19 protein-coding genes are annotated in these 19,336 nt (G+C 45.9%); all 19 read right to left on the reverse strand.

Annotated features, from left to right (window positions below):
• Window positions 1–167: 167 nt before the first annotated feature.
• Complete coding sequence (locus L865_RS24690; RefSeq protein ID WP_051484728.1) at window positions 168–4,340, reverse strand: DUF6701 domain-containing protein; 4,173 nt, start codon at window positions 4,338–4,340, stop codon at window positions 168–170.
• A complete protein-coding gene (locus L865_RS0121150; RefSeq protein ID WP_037471719.1) occupies window positions 4,333–4,803 on the reverse strand; it encodes a hypothetical protein in 471 nt (156 codons plus the stop codon). The genes L865_RS24690 and L865_RS0121150 overlap by 8 nt, the downstream gene beginning before the upstream one ends.
• Window positions 4,793–5,623, reverse strand: a complete 831-nt coding sequence (locus tag L865_RS0121155; RefSeq protein ID WP_028775049.1) for a prepilin-type N-terminal cleavage/methylation domain-containing protein — start codon at window positions 5,621–5,623, stop codon at window positions 4,793–4,795. Before L865_RS0121155 ends, L865_RS0121150 begins: the two co-directional genes overlap by 11 nt.
• Window positions 5,623–6,174 carry a prepilin-type N-terminal cleavage/methylation domain-containing protein gene (locus L865_RS0121160; RefSeq protein ID WP_028775050.1) on the reverse strand — a complete coding sequence of 184 codons (552 nt, stop codon included), beginning with the start codon at window positions 6,172–6,174 and terminating at the stop codon, window positions 5,623–5,625. The genes L865_RS0121155 and L865_RS0121160 overlap by 1 nt, the downstream gene beginning before the upstream one ends.
• Entirely contained in the window at window positions 6,164–6,616 is a 453-nt protein-coding gene (locus tag L865_RS0121165; RefSeq protein WP_037471722.1) for a type II secretion system protein, read from the reverse strand. The genes L865_RS0121160 and L865_RS0121165 overlap by 11 nt, the downstream gene beginning before the upstream one ends.
• Window positions 6,617–6,783: 167 nt before the next feature.
• Window positions 6,784–7,305, reverse strand: coding sequence for a type II secretion system protein (locus L865_RS26050; RefSeq protein WP_037471725.1), 522 nt, complete (start codon window positions 7,303–7,305; stop codon window positions 6,784–6,786).
• Between the two features lie 139 nt (window positions 7,306–7,444).
• Window positions 7,445–7,975, reverse strand: coding sequence for a type II secretion system protein (locus L865_RS0121175; protein ID WP_037471728.1), 531 nt, complete (start codon window positions 7,973–7,975; stop codon window positions 7,445–7,447).
• Window positions 7,976–7,989: 14 nt separating this feature from the next.
• Entirely contained in the window at window positions 7,990–8,532 is a 543-nt protein-coding gene (locus tag L865_RS0121180) for a prepilin-type N-terminal cleavage/methylation domain-containing protein (protein ID WP_028775054.1), read from the reverse strand.
• A 40-nt stretch (window positions 8,533–8,572) separates the two neighbouring features.
• On the reverse strand, window positions 8,573–9,190 hold the full coding sequence (locus L865_RS0121185; RefSeq protein WP_028775055.1) for a type II secretion system protein: 618 nt from the start codon (window positions 9,188–9,190) through the stop codon (window positions 8,573–8,575).
• 68 nt (window positions 9,191–9,258) lie between these two features.
• Window positions 9,259–9,756: a hypothetical protein gene (locus L865_RS0121190; RefSeq protein WP_028775056.1), complete on the reverse strand. Its 498-nt coding sequence runs from the start codon at window positions 9,754–9,756 to the stop codon at window positions 9,259–9,261.
• 18 nt (window positions 9,757–9,774) lie between these two features.
• Window positions 9,775–10,995, reverse strand: a complete 1,221-nt coding sequence (locus L865_RS0121195; RefSeq protein ID WP_028775057.1) for a type II secretion system F family protein — start codon at window positions 10,993–10,995, stop codon at window positions 9,775–9,777.
• Window positions 10,996–10,997: 2 nt separating this feature from the next.
• Window positions 10,998–12,758 carry a GspE/PulE family protein gene (locus L865_RS0121200; protein WP_028775058.1) on the reverse strand — a complete coding sequence of 587 codons (1,761 nt, stop codon included), beginning with the start codon at window positions 12,756–12,758 and terminating at the stop codon, window positions 10,998–11,000.
• Window positions 12,755–14,032 (reverse strand): tetratricopeptide repeat protein, encoded by a 1,278-nt coding sequence (locus tag L865_RS0121205; RefSeq protein WP_028775059.1) that lies wholly within the window; start codon window positions 14,030–14,032, stop codon window positions 12,755–12,757. The genes L865_RS0121200 and L865_RS0121205 overlap by 4 nt, the downstream gene beginning before the upstream one ends.
• The gene (locus L865_RS0121210; protein WP_028775060.1) at window positions 14,029–14,934 is read right to left on the reverse strand and encodes an ExeA family protein; all 906 of its coding nucleotides are present in this window, start codon (window positions 14,932–14,934) and stop codon (window positions 14,029–14,031) included. The genes L865_RS0121205 and L865_RS0121210 overlap by 4 nt, the downstream gene beginning before the upstream one ends.
• Window positions 14,935–14,937: 3 nt before the next feature.
• Entirely contained in the window at window positions 14,938–16,626 is a 1,689-nt protein-coding gene (gene mshL / locus L865_RS0121215) for a pilus (MSHA type) biogenesis protein MshL (protein ID WP_028775061.1), read from the reverse strand.
• 4 nt (window positions 16,627–16,630) lie between these two features.
• Window positions 16,631–16,966: an MSHA biogenesis protein MshK gene (locus tag L865_RS0121220; protein ID WP_245608474.1), complete on the reverse strand. Its 336-nt coding sequence runs from the start codon at window positions 16,964–16,966 to the stop codon at window positions 16,631–16,633.
• Entirely contained in the window at window positions 16,947–17,606 is a 660-nt protein-coding gene (locus L865_RS0121225) for a hypothetical protein (RefSeq protein WP_028775063.1), read from the reverse strand. Before L865_RS0121225 ends, L865_RS0121220 begins: the two co-directional genes overlap by 20 nt.
• Window positions 17,603–18,208, reverse strand: coding sequence for a PilN domain-containing protein (locus L865_RS0121230; protein ID WP_028775064.1), 606 nt, complete (start codon window positions 18,206–18,208; stop codon window positions 17,603–17,605). The genes L865_RS0121225 and L865_RS0121230 overlap by 4 nt, the downstream gene beginning before the upstream one ends.
• Window positions 18,205–19,104: a hypothetical protein gene (locus L865_RS0121235; RefSeq protein WP_028775065.1), complete on the reverse strand. Its 900-nt coding sequence runs from the start codon at window positions 19,102–19,104 to the stop codon at window positions 18,205–18,207. The genes L865_RS0121230 and L865_RS0121235 overlap by 4 nt, the downstream gene beginning before the upstream one ends.
• Window positions 19,105–19,336 lie beyond the last annotated feature (232 nt).

The following is a 19,336-nucleotide window of genomic DNA, read 5'->3' on the forward strand; positions in this document are numbered from 1 at the left end:
AATGCCACCCTGATTCCACAAGCGTCTTGAGGTTAACATTTGCTAATCCAGCGATTTTTTTTTAATTCCAACTAAAAAGAACAAAAAACAAACAGGTTACCGAGAAGTTTTACCTAAATACGCCAACAAACTGTCAGTATTCACTTGGTTTGTCATGCCGGAACTCTTTAGCGCACTTCACGCCAAAAAATCACTTTATCATGGCCTCTGTAGGTACCCCAAAATCCACTGGCCCTAGGGTCATACAAGGTAGAACCAGCACCATCCCAATTCCAGTACCATTTAAGCCAAGGTGCAACGTGTTGCTTCAATGGCACTTCCCCAGTGGTATTAGGTACCTGAAAGTAGATATTACCGACACCATTGCTGATAGTTGATGATTGGATAAGCAAACTCGGTTCAACAAAAGCATCAATTTCTGGGAACCCATTGGGGTAGTCCATAAATAACCCAGTCTCTGGTATTTCCGAATCATCGACTGATGCCAGCGTATTGAAAACCGAACAACTATCATCGGTATTGGTGATCCAAGTCGGATTGCCAGACACAGCATCAACTGCCGAAACATATTCAGTCCGTAGAGGCAAACGCAAGCTTTCTGATTGCGGACCGTAGCCATTGTCCAGCACTAGGCGACCATATCGTTGCCCAATGTTTTTATCTTCGCCTATGTTGGTGAAGGTATAACTCAAACAACTCCCGTCGTAGTCGGCTTTATAACAAATGCCATCTGCGTCGGTGACATCTTCAATGGCTAAGGTTAAATCAAACAATGCGTCAAAAGGTGCAACAGGCGCGGTACCGCGTTGATACTTCACGGTACCACTGGCGAGGTAGACGCTGTTTGCCGTTAGTGTTAAGTAGGAAACACTGCCTGACAATCCCGGCGCTTCGCCATCGACCACAGTCGCTACAGTACTTTTATCGGTATAACTGCGCCCGCTCCATTGGTTTTGCGCAGCAATGTCTTTATCCATATAGCGCCACCAATCACCATTTTGATAATTACTGGTTATCGCCCCAGATTTCGCATGACCAATAACTTCAATCTTTGGCTGTGCCCCGGCAGCATAGCTCATTGGCTGGTCCATATAACTAAAGCTGCCGCAAGCATCATCTAATTCGGGAGTATTGGCACTGATAGCTAAATACGCAGGAGTAAAACGGCCAAAGATTTCACTACTGTAATTTTCTTTAGCAATAGTCATATCAAAGTAAACTAAATCTTTACTGAGCTGCGCGGTTACCGTACCCACTTCATTCCATGTTTGCAGGACTTGCTCAGCGGATTCACCACTGGCTAAAGCAAAGTCGATACTGGTAACGCCAAAAGAGCTACTTGCACCATTGCTGGGTTGATGAACTTGGGGGTTAATTGCAATCGCCGAGTGTTCAAAATTTTGCAACGCGACATTGTCAGAGAAATCATTATCGCCTTCTGACTCCCACTTAACAGCTTTAACCAGCATCGTAAAACCTTCACCGGATTTAGCTAATATTTGGCAGCTCGCATCATAGGGATCGCCAGCGCTGCAGGTACCATTGTTAGTAGCATTATAAAAATGAAAACCGGCCGGCGCGGCAACAAAATTGTCTTGATGTTCTAATAAGACCGATTCGCCATCTTCAAGCACTAATACATGAGAAGCAGCAAGACTGACCTGACCCGCCTCTGGGTAGGTAGCCTGTAACCGTGCAATGCCATTGGCGTCAAAGCTAACATCAAGGCTTGCTGAACTGCCCCCATCAATGCTTTCAGACACGGCGACACTATTAAGACTCGCTAATGTCAAAGCAGCAGGGTTGTTTACAGAGCTGGGATTAAGGTAATCAAAGCTAAAATCGACTGTTTTAGTTTCACTACTAAATAGTGGGCCACACTGCTGAGTTTGCGTGTCTTTAGCTACTGCAAATAATTGAAATTCATCTGTCGTTTTGCCCGCTAGCGTATTTGGCACATCAAAATAAAAACCGTTATCGTCAAAGGTAAGTAGACATTGATCAATATTGGCAACTTCAACACCATCAATAAAGCAACGGTAAGGTCCACTGGGCGAAGTCGCCCCTAAACCAACCTTCACCGTACCGCCATCACCATGCCATAAATCTGCCGCTGGAACGGTTTGCCCAGTAAAGACCTCGGTACTATAAAAGGTATCATTCTTAGTCAGTTCAACGCTTGCGGTCACTGAAGTCAAACTCGTGCAGTCATCATTAGCGCAACTGCGAATAGTGATAGGTTTAGCAGCGCAGCTTAGTGCGCCAGAACTAAACTCAATGCGGTAATGATTAACCGCTGGCGGCTCTGGGGCATACTCAAAGGCAAAATAACCAATATCTTCAGCCAAATGATTTCTATCATTGTCAGAGTATTGGTCTTCATCAATAACAAAGCTAAGGGTACCGCTGAAATCATCTTTCAAACAGCGACGTGTCCAGCCACCATCGCCCCCACGGCGTGCCATCTTACTCGCGATGGTTAACGGTTGAGCGGGATAACTGTTTTGATAACTATTATTAAAATCGCACTGCTGATCTAACCTGCGAGTCCTATTGCCATCACCATGATTTAACGCTATGGCAAATTCGTAAAGCACTGCTTCACCATTAACCGTCATGGTGCCACGCCCCAACCCGGCTACATAACCTAAGGTCTCAGCGGTGGTAATATTGCCGGCGATTTCCGAAGTTTCAATGGCGATATCAAACTCGTCGCCATCACTGTCAACATTGTTCACCACGGGTGTGATAAAACGGTTATTGTTTCGGGATAATGTTTGTGCGACTACAGTGGGTTTGCTACCAAACTGATGATTAAACTCGACATCCTCGTAGCCTCTACCAGAAGCAGGCAATCTGCGGCCTTGATACTCAATAGTATCGACTTTGTCGGCTTGCAGGGCGCTGCCGCGGCTCAAAAAACGATACCCTGGCTCCATAACAAAATAGTCGATATCCACCATGGCCTTGGCATTGGTGCTGCTGCGTGGCGGGTTGTCTTGTAATATGCTCACAGAGCCATGATTAGCAGCATAGCTGCTTATACGTACATCAGACGGGCCATCAAAACGCGCATCGGAACCATCGATGCCATTGATAGTAGGCATCAGCAATACAACGGGAGCAGTGTCATATTGATTATCGAACTCAATGGTTGCGTTGCCACTGCCGTCTAAGGTCACACGACCAAACTCAAATTCAGGGAACGGACAAGTCAGGTAGGCGCTACTCGGCACTCTAACCAAGCTAGATGACGATGGTAGTTGCCAATACAAATCATAGGCTTCGTAGCCAGTTGCTTCATGGAAGCGCATCTCTACTTTATGGGTTCCGGCCTCTAGGCCAATAGTGCCTGTTTCACAGGCTGCGTTACAACTTGAGTGAAGGCCGTAAAACCCAACCACAACCTGATCATCTATCAACAGCTCAATAGCGTCATCGCCATCAATACCAAAAGTATAGACACCAGATTCAGGTACATTGATATAACCTTCAAAAATGCCCAAATAGAAGTCACCTTGGTCACTGTGCGGATTAATATCTAGCCCGTAACCCGAAATGCTCGACTCGATTGACTCTCCAAGTTGCTCAGTGGTTTTCTTCACTGTATCAATCAATTGATTGAATTCATCATGGTCTTCAGGGCTCGCGGTAACACCTGGCTTCCAATTGTTTGCATCGTAGGTACGATAAGTCACGCCGGCTATGCCATCTTGCTCAGCAGGGCATTGCAGTGGCACCGGCGGTAATAAAGGCTCTTCAGGCCCGTTTTCACACATGCCGCCAAAATCGGCATCTTCAATGGCTTCTGGGTCAAATTCCACATCACCATTTCCCGATATATCTAACGCTCCACCCGATGCAAGCGCACCATCTATGGACGCATTGCCACTCAAACTCACTGAGCCAGCCACATATACAATACCGTTAATAAAATTCTGACCAGCCACGCTTAAGCTACCACGTACGTAGATAATCAAATCTTCGGTATTCCCAAATTCGTTCAAACGAGCTTGGTTTAACGTCAAACTATCAAAATACAGGCGCGTACTTGCACCATCAGTGTTGATGTAGTTACCTTGACTAAAAGTACCAGCGGCAAAATTATAATCACCAGGGGTAAAATCATAATAGGCTGGTGTACATATTCTATTCTGACCTTGCTTACGACAGGTTAAATTTCCCAATGACGGGCCAATATCACTGGGTGGCTGCATGCCATTAGGAAAGTGATTACCGCTAGGTGGGTCGGTAAAAATCTCGTCACACTGAGGGACAGCCATGACCGAAAATGGCAACAAACAAACCAGCGCTATGATGGCTAATAATGGCTTATTCACGGGCCTGCACCTCCACTTCGCGGCTCACTCGCAAGCAATCTTCTGCGCCACTGGCACAACCGCTGCTCTCACAAGAAGCACGGCTGGTGATGCGATACTGAGTTTGACTATCAAAATTTTGTACTACACAGCTATAAGTTACGCTGCAATTGGCAAAACCCATCTCGTTAGGCGGTGTCCAGGTTTGATTTAACGCGCAAGTGCCTGTACTGCCGTCAATCGGCAACAATTGTGACAGGGCAAAATCGGCACCGCTGTTAGCCGCCGCTAACGCTCGCGTTCCCCACACTTCCAGGTTGACCTGCTCATCGGCATCACGGACAACATTAATTAAAGTCGCCGACATCAAAAACATCACGGTAATAATAAAAATACCAATGACCAAGGCGCTACCACGCTGACCATGAACCTTAGTCATCGCCTGAGAGCGAGATAATCGACTACGCTGATAGCTATGGGACATTAACCACCTGCACTTGATGTTGATATTGGAACTCTTGTAAGTTCACGCTAAACAGCGGCGTCAGTTGCACCACAGCATTATTTCTTAAAGTGGCATTGGTAAAATGAATCGGCGGTTGTGAGCTTATATTATTCACCACGTTTTCCGCCATTAGCACCCCATTTCCCATCACTGCGGGGCCTGGCTGATCTTGATTAAATTTGTTGTAACCTTGATAGCGGCGAATGGCACCATCACTTTCAAAACAATAACTCACCGCATCAGCAATCATAAAATACCGCGATTGTGGCGATGCTTCTTCAAACTGGACTGCTTGGTCAAAAGTAATGGTATTGGCAGCAATTGACTTCACATTAAAAACTCGCCCAGTTGCGGCGCTTGGATCGGCCTCATAAATATCAGCAGAGCTTAATGGATACACCACCATTTGGTCAGCAGATGACAAAGGAACTTGCGGCAGCATCACACTGGCTGTTTCACTGGCAGTAAAAGGTGATATTGGCAGTTGGGTGTATGATGCACTCGCCGTGATAGGCACAAACTCGATACATTGATAATTTGCCCCATTGCTTGCCACCCGGATACTTTGTGGCAGCGCATTACGTATTTCGCGGGTCATGCGCTCAATGGCGAAGCGGCTTTGACTTAACACTTGGTCAACCGATGTTGAGTCGACAAAAATACGCGTACCCAACAAAATGAAACTACTCACTCCAATAACCAATATCCCCAAAATGATAATCACAGTCACCATTTCTACCAAGGTAAAACCCTGACTGGATAATTTAAATGGTTGAGGTCTACGCGTTAATCTCACCATCAGTAATTACTCCTGACAGCATTGAAACGAATTAACTCACCGCTTGGCGTTGTGACATCAATGGCGATCAGTTTGGCGCTTTTATCACCGTATGGGTAAGTCACTGACACCGCCAGTTCATAGTTTGGATATTGCGAAGCGTAGCTTTCAGTGGAGTTAAGCATCAAGCTGGCTTGATTCAAACCATGGTAGTCATCAACATCGTTAAAATCATTTCTTGCGATACTGCCGCCGCCATCGCCAAAATCAACTTCATCGGTACAAGGTAAGCCTGCGGGTATCCCTAAATCTAAGTTTGCGACGGCATCACAGGCAGGCACGCCACCATTAGCATTAGTATTGCCATCATAACGTTTGGCCCAAATCTCATTTAATAGCGAATGAGCTAACTCAGCAGAGCGAACTCGATGTAAAGTCTCACTGGCTCGCTCAGCCTGAGGAAATAACATACTGGTAAGCATCACCATCGCGATACCAATCACCACCATGCCTACAACGAGCTCAACTAACGTAAACCCGTTATTTGATTGCTCAAGCTTGCTAACGCCCATGAATGTACCCCTGACTTTCGATCGTCAAAGTCAAACTGTCATCAGCCACAACATCGATACTGCAACCGCCCGCGCAAGCGGTTATTGTGCCACTGGTAGTAAACTGTAAAGCAAAGTTTGTCGCACCACTAAGCTTCAAGCTTGCGCCGTTGTGCAAAGGTTGTGGATCACGATTTCTAACAGAGGTGGCGCAATCAGACTGCAATACTAAAGTTTGGTACTGGCTGTCATCGACATTAATACGATAGCAACGATCTTGATTGTTCATCGCCATTAACTGCACTTTTCGCAGCTCAGCAATAAACTCATCACGCAGAGTAAACGCACTGTAATTTGACGTGGTAAATAATCGCGGTAATACCGTCACCGCAAGAATTGCGATTAGAATAATGGTGGTCACCAGCTCCACTAAAGTAAAGCCTGTATGCAATGACTGCTTCATGATCTGTTGACTACGCGCTCCCCCCAATTGAGCTTGCTGTTAGTATGCCAAACTCGGTTAAGTTTTTATACGTAAAATAATGGCTTAACCTATATTACTGGGGCCTTAAGCGATGCAAAATATCATAAGGCTAACTCATTCTTGACGGCTTGATATTTATGACGCTATCAGCAGCCAGTTTCGAGTACCTCATAACTAGGCGGGGTGATCACGCCGGCATCCTCTTCGGCCTCATTGTAAACAAGTCGGCAATCCCCATTAGCTGCTTTACCTTTAGGCACAATCGTAAAGGTATTTCCGGTAGAGCGCAGCCCCCAGTCCTCTGTAGCTAGAACTCCGTTACTGGTTAGCAACTCGAACGTCATGTCCATTGCCAGCTCTAAGTTATCTATGGTTGTTTGTTCATCACCAAAGCTTTTAATGTAGCCATAGTCAAGTTCAATAAAAACACCCGAAGACAGTTCGACATCTTGGTTGCCCTCAGTTTCAAGACCTTGGATGCTCGCCTTGGAAAGCACTAAAGTGTTCGCCGCTTGCAGTGCGCCCTTGACACCATCGAGGGTTGAGGCTCTTGCATCACTTTGTAGATTAATAAACTTAGGTGCGGCGACAACAGCTAAAATACCTAAGATGATGATCGCTACCACCAACTCAATAAGCGTAAAACCTTGGCCTTGTTTGTTGCCCATAATCCGTTCCTTTTTATTACCCAGTAAACCTAGCTTAATATAGAACTCGGTAACTCGCTACAAATCATCAACTTGTTGATGGATTTTGCTAACAAAAAAGCCTGCATCAGCAGGCTTTTTATTTATTCCATTTGGTTACTTAGCAACCGGTAGTAACACTTGAAATATCAAACGTACCGGCTGTGGCACTCGTTAACGCATTTTCATATTTAACATAGCAGGTACCAGGATCTGTGCCTGCTAGTGGGCTTACCACCCCTTGTGGATAGAAGTAAACAATACCAGTTGCGGTATCGTATACCCACTCAGTGTTATCATCATCAGCTGATTCGAGTGACACATTGATATCTAGCATGTGCTCCAAGCTACCAGTCCAGGCCCCTATAGCGTGACCATAATTCAACAATACGCTGTTTGGAACTGAATCTACCACAACTGAAGGTGGATTATTGCCACCACTTGCTTGTTTTTCATTACCCGCGATAAGCGATTTAGAATAAACCAAACTATCGGCGCCTTTAACAGCAGCTTCTAAACCAGTAACAGTGGATGCACGCGCATCAGATTGTAGATTGATAAACTTAGGCGCAGCGGTCACCGCTAAAATACCTAAGATAATAATCACTACAACCAGCTCAATTAACGTAAAACCCGATTGATTATTTCTCATATTTATATTTCCTATTAACAGCCTGTATCCACAACTGCATATTGTGCTGGTTGAGAGACTGAACCGGCTTGAGTATATAGTAGGTGACAAGCATCGGCAGTCGTACTAGAAGCGGTTTTTCCTTGTGGTACTAACTTAAATGTTGTCGCCGTAGAGCGAACGCCCCACTCTTCGGTAGTCACTGCTGTTGTGTCATCAGCAAGCGCTTGAAACTGCATATCTAATGCTTTTTCAAGGTTAGTCACTACATCTGCAACCGTTGCACTGCTATCTAAATTACCAAATGCAGTCGTCACAGTGATGTCATTTGTATCATCGGCATCGCCTAAGTCATCGATGATAACTGTACCAGTAGTGTTTTCTTTACCTTGAATAGCCGCCTTTGAATAAACCAAGGTATTAGCCCCTTGCAGCGCACCTTTTACACCTTGCACAGTTGATGCACGCGCATCCGATTGCAAGTTAATAAACTTAGGCGCAGCGGTCACCGCTAAAATACCTAAAATAATAATCACTACAACTAATTCAATAAGCGTGAAACCGTTTTGCTTATTCATGATATTTCCTCAAAAATGCTACGCGCAAATAATAAATAGCTTAGTTAGTAAAACTCACTACTGTGCCAGTACCAGGGTTATAGGTAATACCCTTACCCACATTCAAATCAGGTGTAGGTGAAGCCACGCCAGTAGTTTGATCTAAAGCAAGTGACGCAACTTGATGGTATACACACAAATCAATACCCGTTACGGTATCGCCATTAAGATCTGTTGCATCTCCACCGACACCGTCTAAGAATCTTACGGTATAACGCTGGTCACGTGCATCTTCGGTGTATTGCACGTTGCGTGGTGGGCTTTGTAAAATACTGTTAAATACCTGCTGACAGCGGTTGTCATTCATAGCGGTAACATCAGTACCATTGGCGCCGGTTCCCGTAGGAAAACCAAAGCGTGTATCCAGCGATACACTGGTACCATCAAGAATAACACTGTTGTTATTGCGACCATCAACTTCCCACTGGGCGCGAACAAAGCCAACAGCAGTAGCAAGACCGCCTGAAACACCATCAACACTGGCATCTTCTGCATCTTCAGTGACATTTAGAAAACGTGGAATAGCCGTTGCAGCCAATAAGCCTAGAATCACAATGACAATCACGAGTTCAATTAACGAGAATCCCGATTGTTTTTTAGCTAACTTACTTAAATGCATTTATAAAACCCCCATATGATATTTCATAATTCTAACAGTTAACTCAATTTTAGAAACCTTTGAATTGACTAAATTTCCTCATTAGTCAAAAAAATTACACGCCCGGATGTGAGCTGATAACTTATTCGATCGTTGTTGTTAGCAATATAGCTACAAACATCTCTTTTTGGGCCGACCTCAATTACAATTTGTTGCGAGCGGGTGTCACCGCCCAATAATTGTTGCCATAATTGCTCACAACTCGATTCATTCACATTGTTAACGGTTGGCCAACCACCGTAGCTTATCTTAACAAGCTGCTGATCTTGGCCATCGGTCACGTCAGTAAACTGCCAGTCTAACCGCATCATCTCGGGTCGGCCTTTGGCTAACCATTGCGCCTTAATCATACCCAACACGTTTAATAACCTTGTATGTTCAACGACTAAGCCTTGAGCCGACACTTGCTGAACCGAACCTAAGTAACGGAATCCTAATATCGCCAATACAATCAACAGCAAAATTAATGCCACCAATTTGGCATACACCTGCATTAATTCGCCATCGGCTTTTTGCTGTTGTTGCATGGTTACGGGCGCCCCATACTATTGACCGCCCTTAACCACGTTGAGCATATCCCACATAGGCAGATAAATACCCAATGCCAGTATCAATACAATACCGGCGACAAAACCGATCAATATCGGCTCGAGTTTGGCCGTTAAGTTCTTAAGGTCATAATCGACCTCGCCTTCATAAAAGTCTGCCGCATCGTTAAGTAGTTGGTCAATCTGGCCTGTCTCTTCTCCCACCGCAACCATTTGCAATACCAGCGGGGTAAATAAGCCACTTTGATTGGAAACCCGTAACATAGAATCACCGGACTCAATGCCTCGGCGCATAGCGACAATACTGTCATGCATATAAGCGTTATCCACCGCATCAGCCACTAGACTCAGCGCTTGGGTCATTGGCACACCCGCGGTCAACATCATTGAAAAACTGCGGCAATAGCGCGACAGAGTTGAACGCTCAATAATGCTGCCCACTGCCGGTATTTTCAGTTTCCAGCGATCCCACTGTCTCTCGCCATTCTCGGTGCTGTGCCAATAGCGAATACCCACAAATATGCCAGCCAACGCCACTAACATTAAATGCCAATAGTTAACGAAGAAATTAGAGGTGTTGATCAGCAGCTTAGTAGCCCAAGGTAGGTCAGCACCAAAGCGGGAGAACATATCAGCAAACTTAGGTATCACCATGATGTTAAGCACCACCATGGCCAGCGCTACGGCAATCAGCACAAAGATTGGATAACGCATCGCCGCTTTGATCCGCCGGCGAGTTTCTTGCTCACGCTCAATATATCCAGATAACTGAATGAAGGCGTCTTCTAAGCGACCAGTGTTCTCACCCACATGTACCATAGACACAAATAAGGCATCAAACACATCAGGGTGATGATTCATTGCCGATGAAAGTGGGCGACCCGATGTCAATTGCTCAGAAATATCATTGAGTGCATCTTTCATTCGCTTTGAATGCGTCGTTTCTGACAACCCAGCAATAGCACGTAGAATAGGGATGCCAGAACGGGTCAACGAGTACATTTGCCGAGTAAATATTTGTAACTCATCTAAGCCAACTTTACCTCTAAACAAGCTAGTTATATCAAAGTCGCGTTTAGGTTTAGCTTCATTGAGCTCTAGCGGAATCACAGCCCGGGACATCAATTGATCGGCGGCGGCACTTTCATTAGACGCATCTAGCTCGCCAGTCACCTGCTGGCCTTGTGCGTTGCGACCTCGATATTGATATATCGGCATGATTACTCCTCAAGCCCTTGCTTAGCAAAGACTTCATCAGATAGCGGCGTCGCAATATCCGACACATCTTCTACCAATTTGGCCACCTCTTCTATGGTGGTCATCCCTTGGGCTAGGTAGTTCAACGCCGACTCCGCTAACGGGGTGAAGTTTGGACTTTGATGGGCAGCTCTAGCAAAGTCTTGCGGATTACCCGTACGCATTGCATCTATCATCTCATCATCAAGCTCTAAAATTTCAAACACACCAATACGGCCGCGATAACCACTGCCATTACAGTGCTGGCAGCCTTGGCCTATTTTGAAGGTCGCCTGGGAGAAATCCATTTTACTGACGGTGCCTAACCAGACTTTATCTTGCTGGCTAAGCGTATAATCTTGGGTACAGTTCTGGCATACACGTCTAACAAGGCGCTGTGCAATGATCACCCTTAGCGCACTCGCCACCAAATAACTCGCAGCGCCCATATCAAGTAAACGCAACGCACTGGTTACGGCATCGTTAGTATGCAAAGTGGATAAGACAAAGTGGCCCGTTAGTGCACCTCGTAAACCTATCTCAACGGTTTCTTGGTCACGCATCTCACCGACCATAATAATATCGGGATCTTGACGCAAGGTCGTACGCAGTACGTTAGAAAAGTCGAGACCAATTTTATGATTAACTTGCACTTGGTTGATCCGTGGCAACTGGTATTCCACCGGATCTTCAACGGTAATAATTTTTCGATCGGCGGTATTGAGTTCACTCAACACCCCATACAAGGTTGTGGTTTTACCGCTACCCGTTGGGCCGGTAACCAGTAACATGCCGTGGGGACGCTTAATCTGCTTTCGTACCCGCGCCAAAATATCTGCCGGCATACCGGTCTCGTCAAGGGTCAGTAGACCTGCCGACTGATCAAGCAAACGCATAACCACTGACTCGCCATGATAAATCGGCATGGTCGACATACGCACGTCAATCTTATGCCCTTTGATCTCCATGTGAAAACGACCATCTTGTGGCAATCGTTTCTCTGAAATATCCAGTCCAGCCATCAGCTTTAAGCGCAGTACTAAGGCCGCAGCAATATTGGCCTCGGGCAGAGTATTCTCTTGGAGCTGGCCATCAATACGTTGCCGAATACGCAACACTTTTTCACCGGGCTCAATATGAATATCAGACGCCCGCATTTGCACTGCATCTTCAAAAATAGACTGCAGTAGCTTAACAACTGTGGTTTCATTGTCGCTATCGGCATCGGTTAAGCTCGCCAGATCAAATTGATCATCAGCTGCATACTCTTCTTCTAACTTACCGGCAATTTGGGCAATTTCATCGGTACGACGATACAGATTGTCAAAGGCATCGAGTAGCTGGCTTTCTGTTACTACTGCAATGGTTAACCGCTTCGGCATCAATTGCTCTTCAAGGTTATCCATCGCCTGCAGATCGGCAGGGTCACTCATGGCAACCAAAACGCTATCATCGTTATCTTCTACTACCAAAGCACGGTAGCGACGGGCTTGCACCTCGGGTAACAGATTGACGACCTCAGGTTTAATCGGACGCCTGCTGATATCTAAAAATGGAATGTTGAGCTGTTGCGACAAGAACTGCAGTAATTGCTCTTCAGTAATACTGTTGAGATCAATCAAGGTACGGCCAAGCTTTTTACCGGAGTTCTTTTGCTCACTGAGGGCTTGCATCAATTGAGCTTCACTGATGATGTGCTCTTGTACGAGCAGATCACCCAGGCGCATCTTTAACTTTGGTTTCACTCAATTTCTCCTAACTGCGCTAAGCGAGATTCAATATAATTGACCGCCTCACCTGATAAACCACGTTGCGATAATGCTTGCTGATAGGCGGCTTTTGCCGAGACATAATCTTGCTGGGCATCTAGTGCATAAGCTAGCCCCATCCACCAACGTGCTTGTTGCGGCTCCATACGCGCTAACTGACGATAGCTGTCTGCCGATAACGAATACTGCTGAGATTTCTGTGCGAGTACACTCTGTAGTGTCAGCTTTTGCTTTAAATAGCCAGCTTGATCTGGCACTCGGCTCAATGCATCTAACGCCAGTTCATAACTTTCGCCCGCTTCATAAACCTTAGCCGCTAACAATGCATATTCGTAGTGTTGTGGATACAAGGTAATGCCCTGATTTAGAATTTGTACCGCCAACGATAACTGCCCTTGACCATAATATAGTGCAGCCAGTTGTTTACGCGCCTGATGCAAACCATTATTGAGCTGCAGCGCCTCGGCATAATACAGCTCAGCATCGGGTTGCAATCCTTGATTTTCAGCCTCTGTCCCCAAGGCTAAACGCTTGTTAGCCAATTGTGCATTGGTGAGTTTGACCTCTTTTACCGCCATAGTGCCAGTTGCACGTGGTGAGTTAGCAACAGAGCTATTGGCACGGGGAGAGCTCACAACCGCCGCTGTAGATTGTTTAGTTGTAATGGGCTGCTTTTCAACTGGAGCAGTAACCTCGATTTGTTGCCTATCTGGGCGCTCTGCTACCTTTAGTGTCGGCGCGGGGTCATCGGTCTGCCGTTGATTGTCAGGCTGTGTTTGCTTGACGACAGACTCTTCAGTATTAGGAAGCGTTTTACTCGCCGGGATCGGATCACCCGCTAAGCGCTCTTTGTCCGCTGAGGGTTCTTTAACCGCTAAAGGCTCTTTTCCTGCTGAGGGCTCCTTACCCGCCAAGGACTTACTCGCTGCCGCTGAGGGCTCTTGATTAGCTGAAGGCTCTTGTCCTGCTAAAGGCTCTTGATCGGCTAAAGGCTCTTTAGCGACGGGATGACTCGCAGGTTGAGCAGATGCTAGGCTGTCAGTTTGAGTTTGCAGCTTGATTTGCTGTAGTTGTTGCCAGTTAATCACCACACCAATGAGTAATAACAAGCTGACCAGTGCCAATAAAATCCAAGGTAGGCGGCTGCTGGGCTTACTATGGTATTGCAGCGGAGCATTGACGACATCTTCAACGGGATGTCCTTGCTGACGCTTATCTAAATCTTTGAGCATGGTATTAATAACGCTCATATTGTGCCCCCACGCCAAAACTGGCTGGCTAAAATCGCGCTAATAATTACCGTGAGCACCACGATCCAAGGCCAAAATACTTTGGCGCTATGCTCGGCATCTTCTGTATCAATAACCGCAGCTTTAATATGTTTCTTATCAATATTGCTCGCACCTTCGCCAAAGGCCACCAATAATGCCTTGTGAGCCAATATGTTAATCAAGCGTGGAATCCCTCTGGCAGACTTGGCGAGATAACGGCTATTGCGAGCCGAAAAGAGTTCGCCAGACTGGTGACCCGCCACTCGCAATCTATGGTGCAGATAAGCCTGCGCCTCATCATCGGTTAACGGCCTTAACTGATAGCTAAACGTGATACGTTGTCTTAGCTGACGAAACTTTTTCAAACTTAAGCGTTCATCGAGTTCCGGCTGGGCAAACAGCACCACTTGCAACAACTTACGACTCTCTGTTTCAAGATTAGTAAACAAACGCAGTGCCTCTAAGCTCTCGTCAGGCAACGCTTGCGCTTCATCGAGAACCAGCACAATCGAATGTCCATGCGCCGACAGTGCCATTAACTGCTGCTGGATCAAACTGGTCAGCTGCTGCTGGTCGATATTGGCAGAGTATTTTAAGCCCAACTCAGCCGCCACTGCCCAACGTAACTCATCAGGCGTTAAGTAGGGGTTCGGCAAATAGGCACAATGAAAACGTTTCGGTAACTCATTAATGAGCTTTCGACATATCAGGGTTTTACCTGTGCCCACTTCACCGGTGACTTTGATAAAACCTTCACCGGTTTGTAGCGCGGTTTGTAATACTTGCAATGCCTCAACGTGGGGCGCGAGTCCAAAAAAGAACCCGGTATTAGGGGTTAATGAAAATGGCGTTTCCGCCAACCCAAAATGTTGCAAATACAAGGCTTATTGCTCCTGAGTTTCCTCTGGATACCAGCGATCAAGCAACTCTTTAGAGCGTTGCAACTCGTTACGCCAAGTATCACCGCCGACAACCGTAGGTTTTAATAAGATCACTAGCTCAGTTTTTTGCAGCGAATTAGCTCGGTTGGTAAACGCTTCGCCAATTAACGGAATATCGCCTAACAATGGGACTTTAGAAACTAACTCGATATTCTCGCTCTTCATCAAGCCACCGATCACCACCACATCGCCAGTTTTAGCCTTAATCACAGTATCTGATTCACGAATATCACTCTGTGCTAACGGCAGCTCTAGGGTGCTGTCTGAAATCTTAATCGACTTAGTTTGCTCTTTAATATCAATAACTGATGGGTGAATATGCAATAAAATATTGCCGTCAGCATCAATTTGCGGCGTTACATCTAATGCAATACCGGAAAAGAATGGCGTGAGCTCCACTTCTGGTGTGGTCACTGGTGTGGTACCCGCCACAGTTGTAGAGGAAACATCGGTAACAAAATACTCGTCCGTACCCACTTTAATCACCGCTTTTTGGTTATTTGACGCGGTAACTCTTGGGCTAGACAACACATCAACATCGCCTTGGGTATCAAGCAAACTGATCATGGTACTAAAATCTGAACCGGTAACTTGGAGCGACGTCACTCCACCAATCGCACTGGTGATCAGATCGCCAATACCATCGCCAGCTGGCGATGTACCAAACTCAATATTGGTATCGCCTACGTGGCCTAGTACACTTTCCCAATGGATACCTTGCTGGTAGCCATCTGACAATCTGACTTCTAATACTTTAGCTTCGAGAATCACCTGACGTTGCAGATGAGTTTCAGCGGTTTGCAAGAAGGTACGTACCTGGCGTAGCTCGTTAGGGTAAGCACGGACAGTCACTAAACCGGCTTGCGGGGTTACCACAACTTGGCGACCGCCGCCGGTATCACCCACAATTGACACTAGCGTTTCTTTTAACTCTCCCCAAAAATCAGTTTTGGTTTTAGAGCGTATAAACGTGCCGTTTGTGGTTTCATTGCTGTTGGAGCTTGACGAGTCACTGCCACTATTGTTGTTACTGCTATTGTTACTATTGCTGTTGTTATTGCTATTGCTACTATTTGAAGAGTTATTGTTGTTATCTGAAATACGCCCAGAATTAACCGATGTCAGCGACAACCCGTGACGTTCCATATACAAGTAATTTAATGGGAAGGTCTCAGTGCGCATGCCCGCAGGGAAAATCCGTAAAATTCGGCCTTCACGACTAACTTCATAACCATAAATATCTTCGACAACCTGAATCGCCTCACTTAACGTCACCGCTTTTAGTGATAAAGAGATGCTCCCCGTAACGGCAGGGTGCACTGCCACACTCAGTGGCGTGCCTTGCACTAAGCTTGGGAAAAACAGTTTGGCATCGACGTCTTGGGCTGATACATCAAACCGTCGCTCGGTCTGCATTCTTGGCTCTAGGCCAGACAATAACGACTGAGATGACAACTCTCTTTGCACTGAATCTGGCATCATTGCTGGCGGCGGTGTTGCCGCTTGAGTTTGCGTCTGTTCAACCGACTTTGACAGTGCCGCTTTAGACTCGACGGGTTGGGGTCTGTCGGTGCTTTGACAACCCACTAATGCCAACGCCAGCATTGGAGTGATAATTTTATAAACCGTCATCTAATTATTGTCCCTTAATCTCTGTTATTGCTTGGTACATATGCAATTTTCTGCCATCTGCAAACGTGACACTGTCAGACTGTATCTTTGCAATAATGACTCCCTGAACGCGTTCGCCTACAAGGTACATTTTATTATTAATCACTGCAGATGCATTTTTGCCTGACACCACAGTACTTTGTAGTACCAGCGCAGAACCACCAACCGAACTCGCTTCGCTCTGCTGTTGATAAAAGCTTGCTGAAGGCCGAGTAGGATCCCGCAGCGATTGCGCCTCTGTGGTCACTGATAGCAGCACTAATATCGACAGCGTTATGCTGTTAATCGCTTTTAGCAACACTGATAAAGTCCTTATTTATACTTAATGTATAGAGTTCTAATACCACACTCGAATCAGGATAATCCGCCACTGTGTAATCAAGTTGCTTCCAATACAGCTTGTTGGGCATGGCTTCTACCGCTTCAATAAACTTAAGCGTCGCAAAGTAGTCACCTTGCAACACCATACGAATACCGTGACTGTATAAATTTAATTTTTTATCCTGTTCACCCACTTCAAGTAACGGCACCGGTGCAATAGAAGCAAACTCTTGAAGCTTAACCCCTTTAACCTTGCCCAGTAGCTCACTCAGTAGTACCGGCATTTTATCAGCAGGAACCATATCAACCATTTGGAAAGTCAATTGCTCATCCAATGCTTGGGTTTGCTCTTCTATAGCCTGCAATCTTTGACGATAATCGGTATTAGGGTCCAGTGCCAACTGCTGTTGATATAACGCCACCTGCTCTGCTGACACCTTATTTTCGTTTTGCAACGCGCTGATCGAGCGTTGCAATTTTTGGCGTTCAAGTAGTTTCGACTCCAGTGGCAAGTAACACAGCATGCCAATAACAATCAATGCCGCAGCCGCGATCATCCCTCTTTCACGCTGAGTCAGTACGTCAAACTTCTCGCCCCAGCTTAACCAAAGTTGCTTCATGGCTGAGACTCCTCAGTCGCGTCACTGGTCAAAGTAAAACCTAATGGTTGCCCCTCACCACGGCTCATTGTCATCGCTGCAAAAGCATGACCTTTCAAGGTTTCTGTCGTGCGTAAACGCTCAACCCACTGCGGTACACCATTGGGGTCGACACTAAAGCCTTCAAACACATACTTATCTTCATTAACACGAATACGACTAAGCCAAATACTGTTATCCGCCACCCGAGCCAGATCCGTCAGCAACAAAGAATAACCTTGGCTAGTCAGGGCTTCACGCTGACTTAACTCTTTCAACAGCAAGCGTTTGAGTTCAAGCTGCTGGCCTTTTAACTCAACCGTATCAACCAGTCTTGCATCGGGCTTACGAGCTGCTAACTGCATCTCAAGCTGCTGCTTTTGTTGGTCAAACTGTCGTTTAGTGCTAGTTAACTGTGCTTTATCTGCCTGCAGGCTATTGACGCTTTGCCACGCAAGCGCAATCGCGACAACAAATAGCAATAACAAGGCGCCACTGCCCACCGCTAGACGTTGAAAAGATAAACGTAACTGTTTTGGTAGCAAGGATTTATCAAACAGGTTTACCCTGAGTTTCTGGCTCATGCAGCAACCTCTTCTGAAACTTCATCTGCGCGAGCAAACTCGGCAAAGGCTAATTGGGCAAGTAATTGATCAATGCTGTTGGCAGCGACCACATTGACTGTTTGGTTAAAGTTGCCAGCGAGCAGTTGGGCTAATGCTTGTGCTTGCCCACCCATTACCAGCTCAATTGATGCAACCGGAGACTGCCTTAGCTGACTTTCAAAGAAATCCATCGATCGTTGGATCTCTAGGCTTAGGTTATCTGCCATGCCAAAACCAAGCTCTTCTTGGGTCACTTTATCTAATCCGCTAAAACCTCGAACCCGACGTTGCATATACAATTTACCTTGGCGCACCACAGTTAACAGCAGCTCATGCTCAGGTAGGTGACACAGCACAAGTTTAGGTTGAGTATCATCGATAAACAGATTGCTGATCGCGAGCTCTTCGATAGAAATTCCCACAATATCGATACCATGTTGATTGGCATCGGTGACCAATTGACCTAACACCGCTTTATCAGCTACGACTGCGGTCAGCTTATTGCTACTCACTTCGGGGGCTTCGAAGTAGTCGACATGAATGTTAGCCACCGCGATTGTGACCATATCTTTGACAGACCAAATTAGCGCCTGATTCATCTCTTCAATATCAACGGCGGGTTTGTCGACTAACAATAATTGGTAGAAGCTAGGATTGAGAACTAACTGAGCACGGGTAGCCCCCAGCGCTTGTTGCATGGCACTAAACGCCTCACTAGGATCCGCAGTATATGCAAAACTATGATAACTCTCAGCAAGCGTATCATTAGCGGGCTGAAAAACATGTAGGGCCGATTCGGTCAAATACAGGCCAACATCAAGCTGTTGCCCTGTTTTCTTCCAGAAAGCTAACTTATTAAAAAGGCTTTTATCCATTTAAAAATTGCCCGTCCGTCTCAACTCGAGATAAAGAGTCTAATTGGCTAAAAATGACTGTTGCGTACAATACTGGGTAAAACGGTGAACCATTTTAGTAACACTTGCTTAGGTAAAGCGTCAAAAAACGATACAGTTATTGTAACGACTAATCTTATAATTTTATAGAAAAAACCAATAATGCTTCTATATTATATCTCTTAAGATAGCCCTCTAACTCAATAGTCACAAG

The organism is Shewanella waksmanii ATCC BAA-643 (assembly GCF_000518805.1).
GTDB classification, from domain to species: domain Bacteria; phylum Pseudomonadota; class Gammaproteobacteria; order Enterobacterales; family Shewanellaceae; genus Shewanella; species Shewanella waksmanii.

What these genes read in the sequence shown, in the direction of transcription:
- L865_RS0121190 (WP_028775056.1), bottom strand. Translation starts at nt 9,756, where the DNA reads ATGCAACAACAGCAAAAAGCCGATGGCGAATTAATGCAGGTGTATGCC.
- L865_RS0121180 (WP_028775054.1), bottom strand. Translation starts at nt 8,532, where the DNA reads ATGAATAAGCAAAACGGTTTCACGCTTATTGAATTAGTTGTAGTGATT.
- mshL (WP_028775061.1), bottom strand. Translation starts at nt 16,626, where the DNA reads ATGACGGTTTATAAAATTATCACTCCAATGCTGGCGTTGGCATTAGTG.
- L865_RS0121230 (WP_028775064.1), bottom strand. Translation starts at nt 18,208, where the DNA reads ATGAGCCAGAAACTCAGGGTAAACCTGTTTGATAAATCCTTGCTACCA.
- L865_RS0121165 (WP_037471722.1), bottom strand. Translation starts at nt 6,616, where the DNA reads ATGAAGCAGTCATTGCATACAGGCTTTACTTTAGTGGAGCTGGTGACC.
- L865_RS0121195 (WP_028775057.1), bottom strand. Translation starts at nt 10,995, where the DNA reads ATGCCGATATATCAATATCGAGGTCGCAACGCACAAGGCCAGCAGGTG.
- L865_RS26050 (WP_037471725.1), bottom strand. Translation starts at nt 7,305, where the DNA reads ATGGGCAACAAACAAGGCCAAGGTTTTACGCTTATTGAGTTGGTGGTA.
- L865_RS0121235 (WP_028775065.1), bottom strand. Translation starts at nt 19,104, where the DNA reads ATGGATAAAAGCCTTTTTAATAAGTTAGCTTTCTGGAAGAAAACAGGG.
- L865_RS0121160 (WP_028775050.1), bottom strand. Translation starts at nt 6,174, where the DNA reads ATGGGCGTTAGCAAGCTTGAGCAATCAAATAACGGGTTTACGTTAGTT.
- L865_RS0121205 (WP_028775059.1), bottom strand. Translation starts at nt 14,032, where the DNA reads ATGAGCGTTATTAATACCATGCTCAAAGATTTAGATAAGCGTCAGCAA.
- L865_RS0121150 (WP_037471719.1), bottom strand. Translation starts at nt 4,803, where the DNA reads ATGTCCCATAGCTATCAGCGTAGTCGATTATCTCGCTCTCAGGCGATG.
- L865_RS0121225 (WP_028775063.1), bottom strand. Translation starts at nt 17,606, where the DNA reads ATGAAGCAACTTTGGTTAAGCTGGGGCGAGAAGTTTGACGTACTGACT.
- L865_RS0121175 (WP_037471728.1), bottom strand. Translation starts at nt 7,975, where the DNA reads ATGAGAAATAATCAATCGGGTTTTACGTTAATTGAGCTGGTTGTAGTG.
- L865_RS0121185 (WP_028775055.1), bottom strand. Translation starts at nt 9,190, where the DNA reads ATGCATTTAAGTAAGTTAGCTAAAAAACAATCGGGATTCTCGTTAATT.
- L865_RS0121155 (WP_028775049.1), bottom strand. Translation starts at nt 5,623, where the DNA reads ATGGTGAGATTAACGCGTAGACCTCAACCATTTAAATTATCCAGTCAG.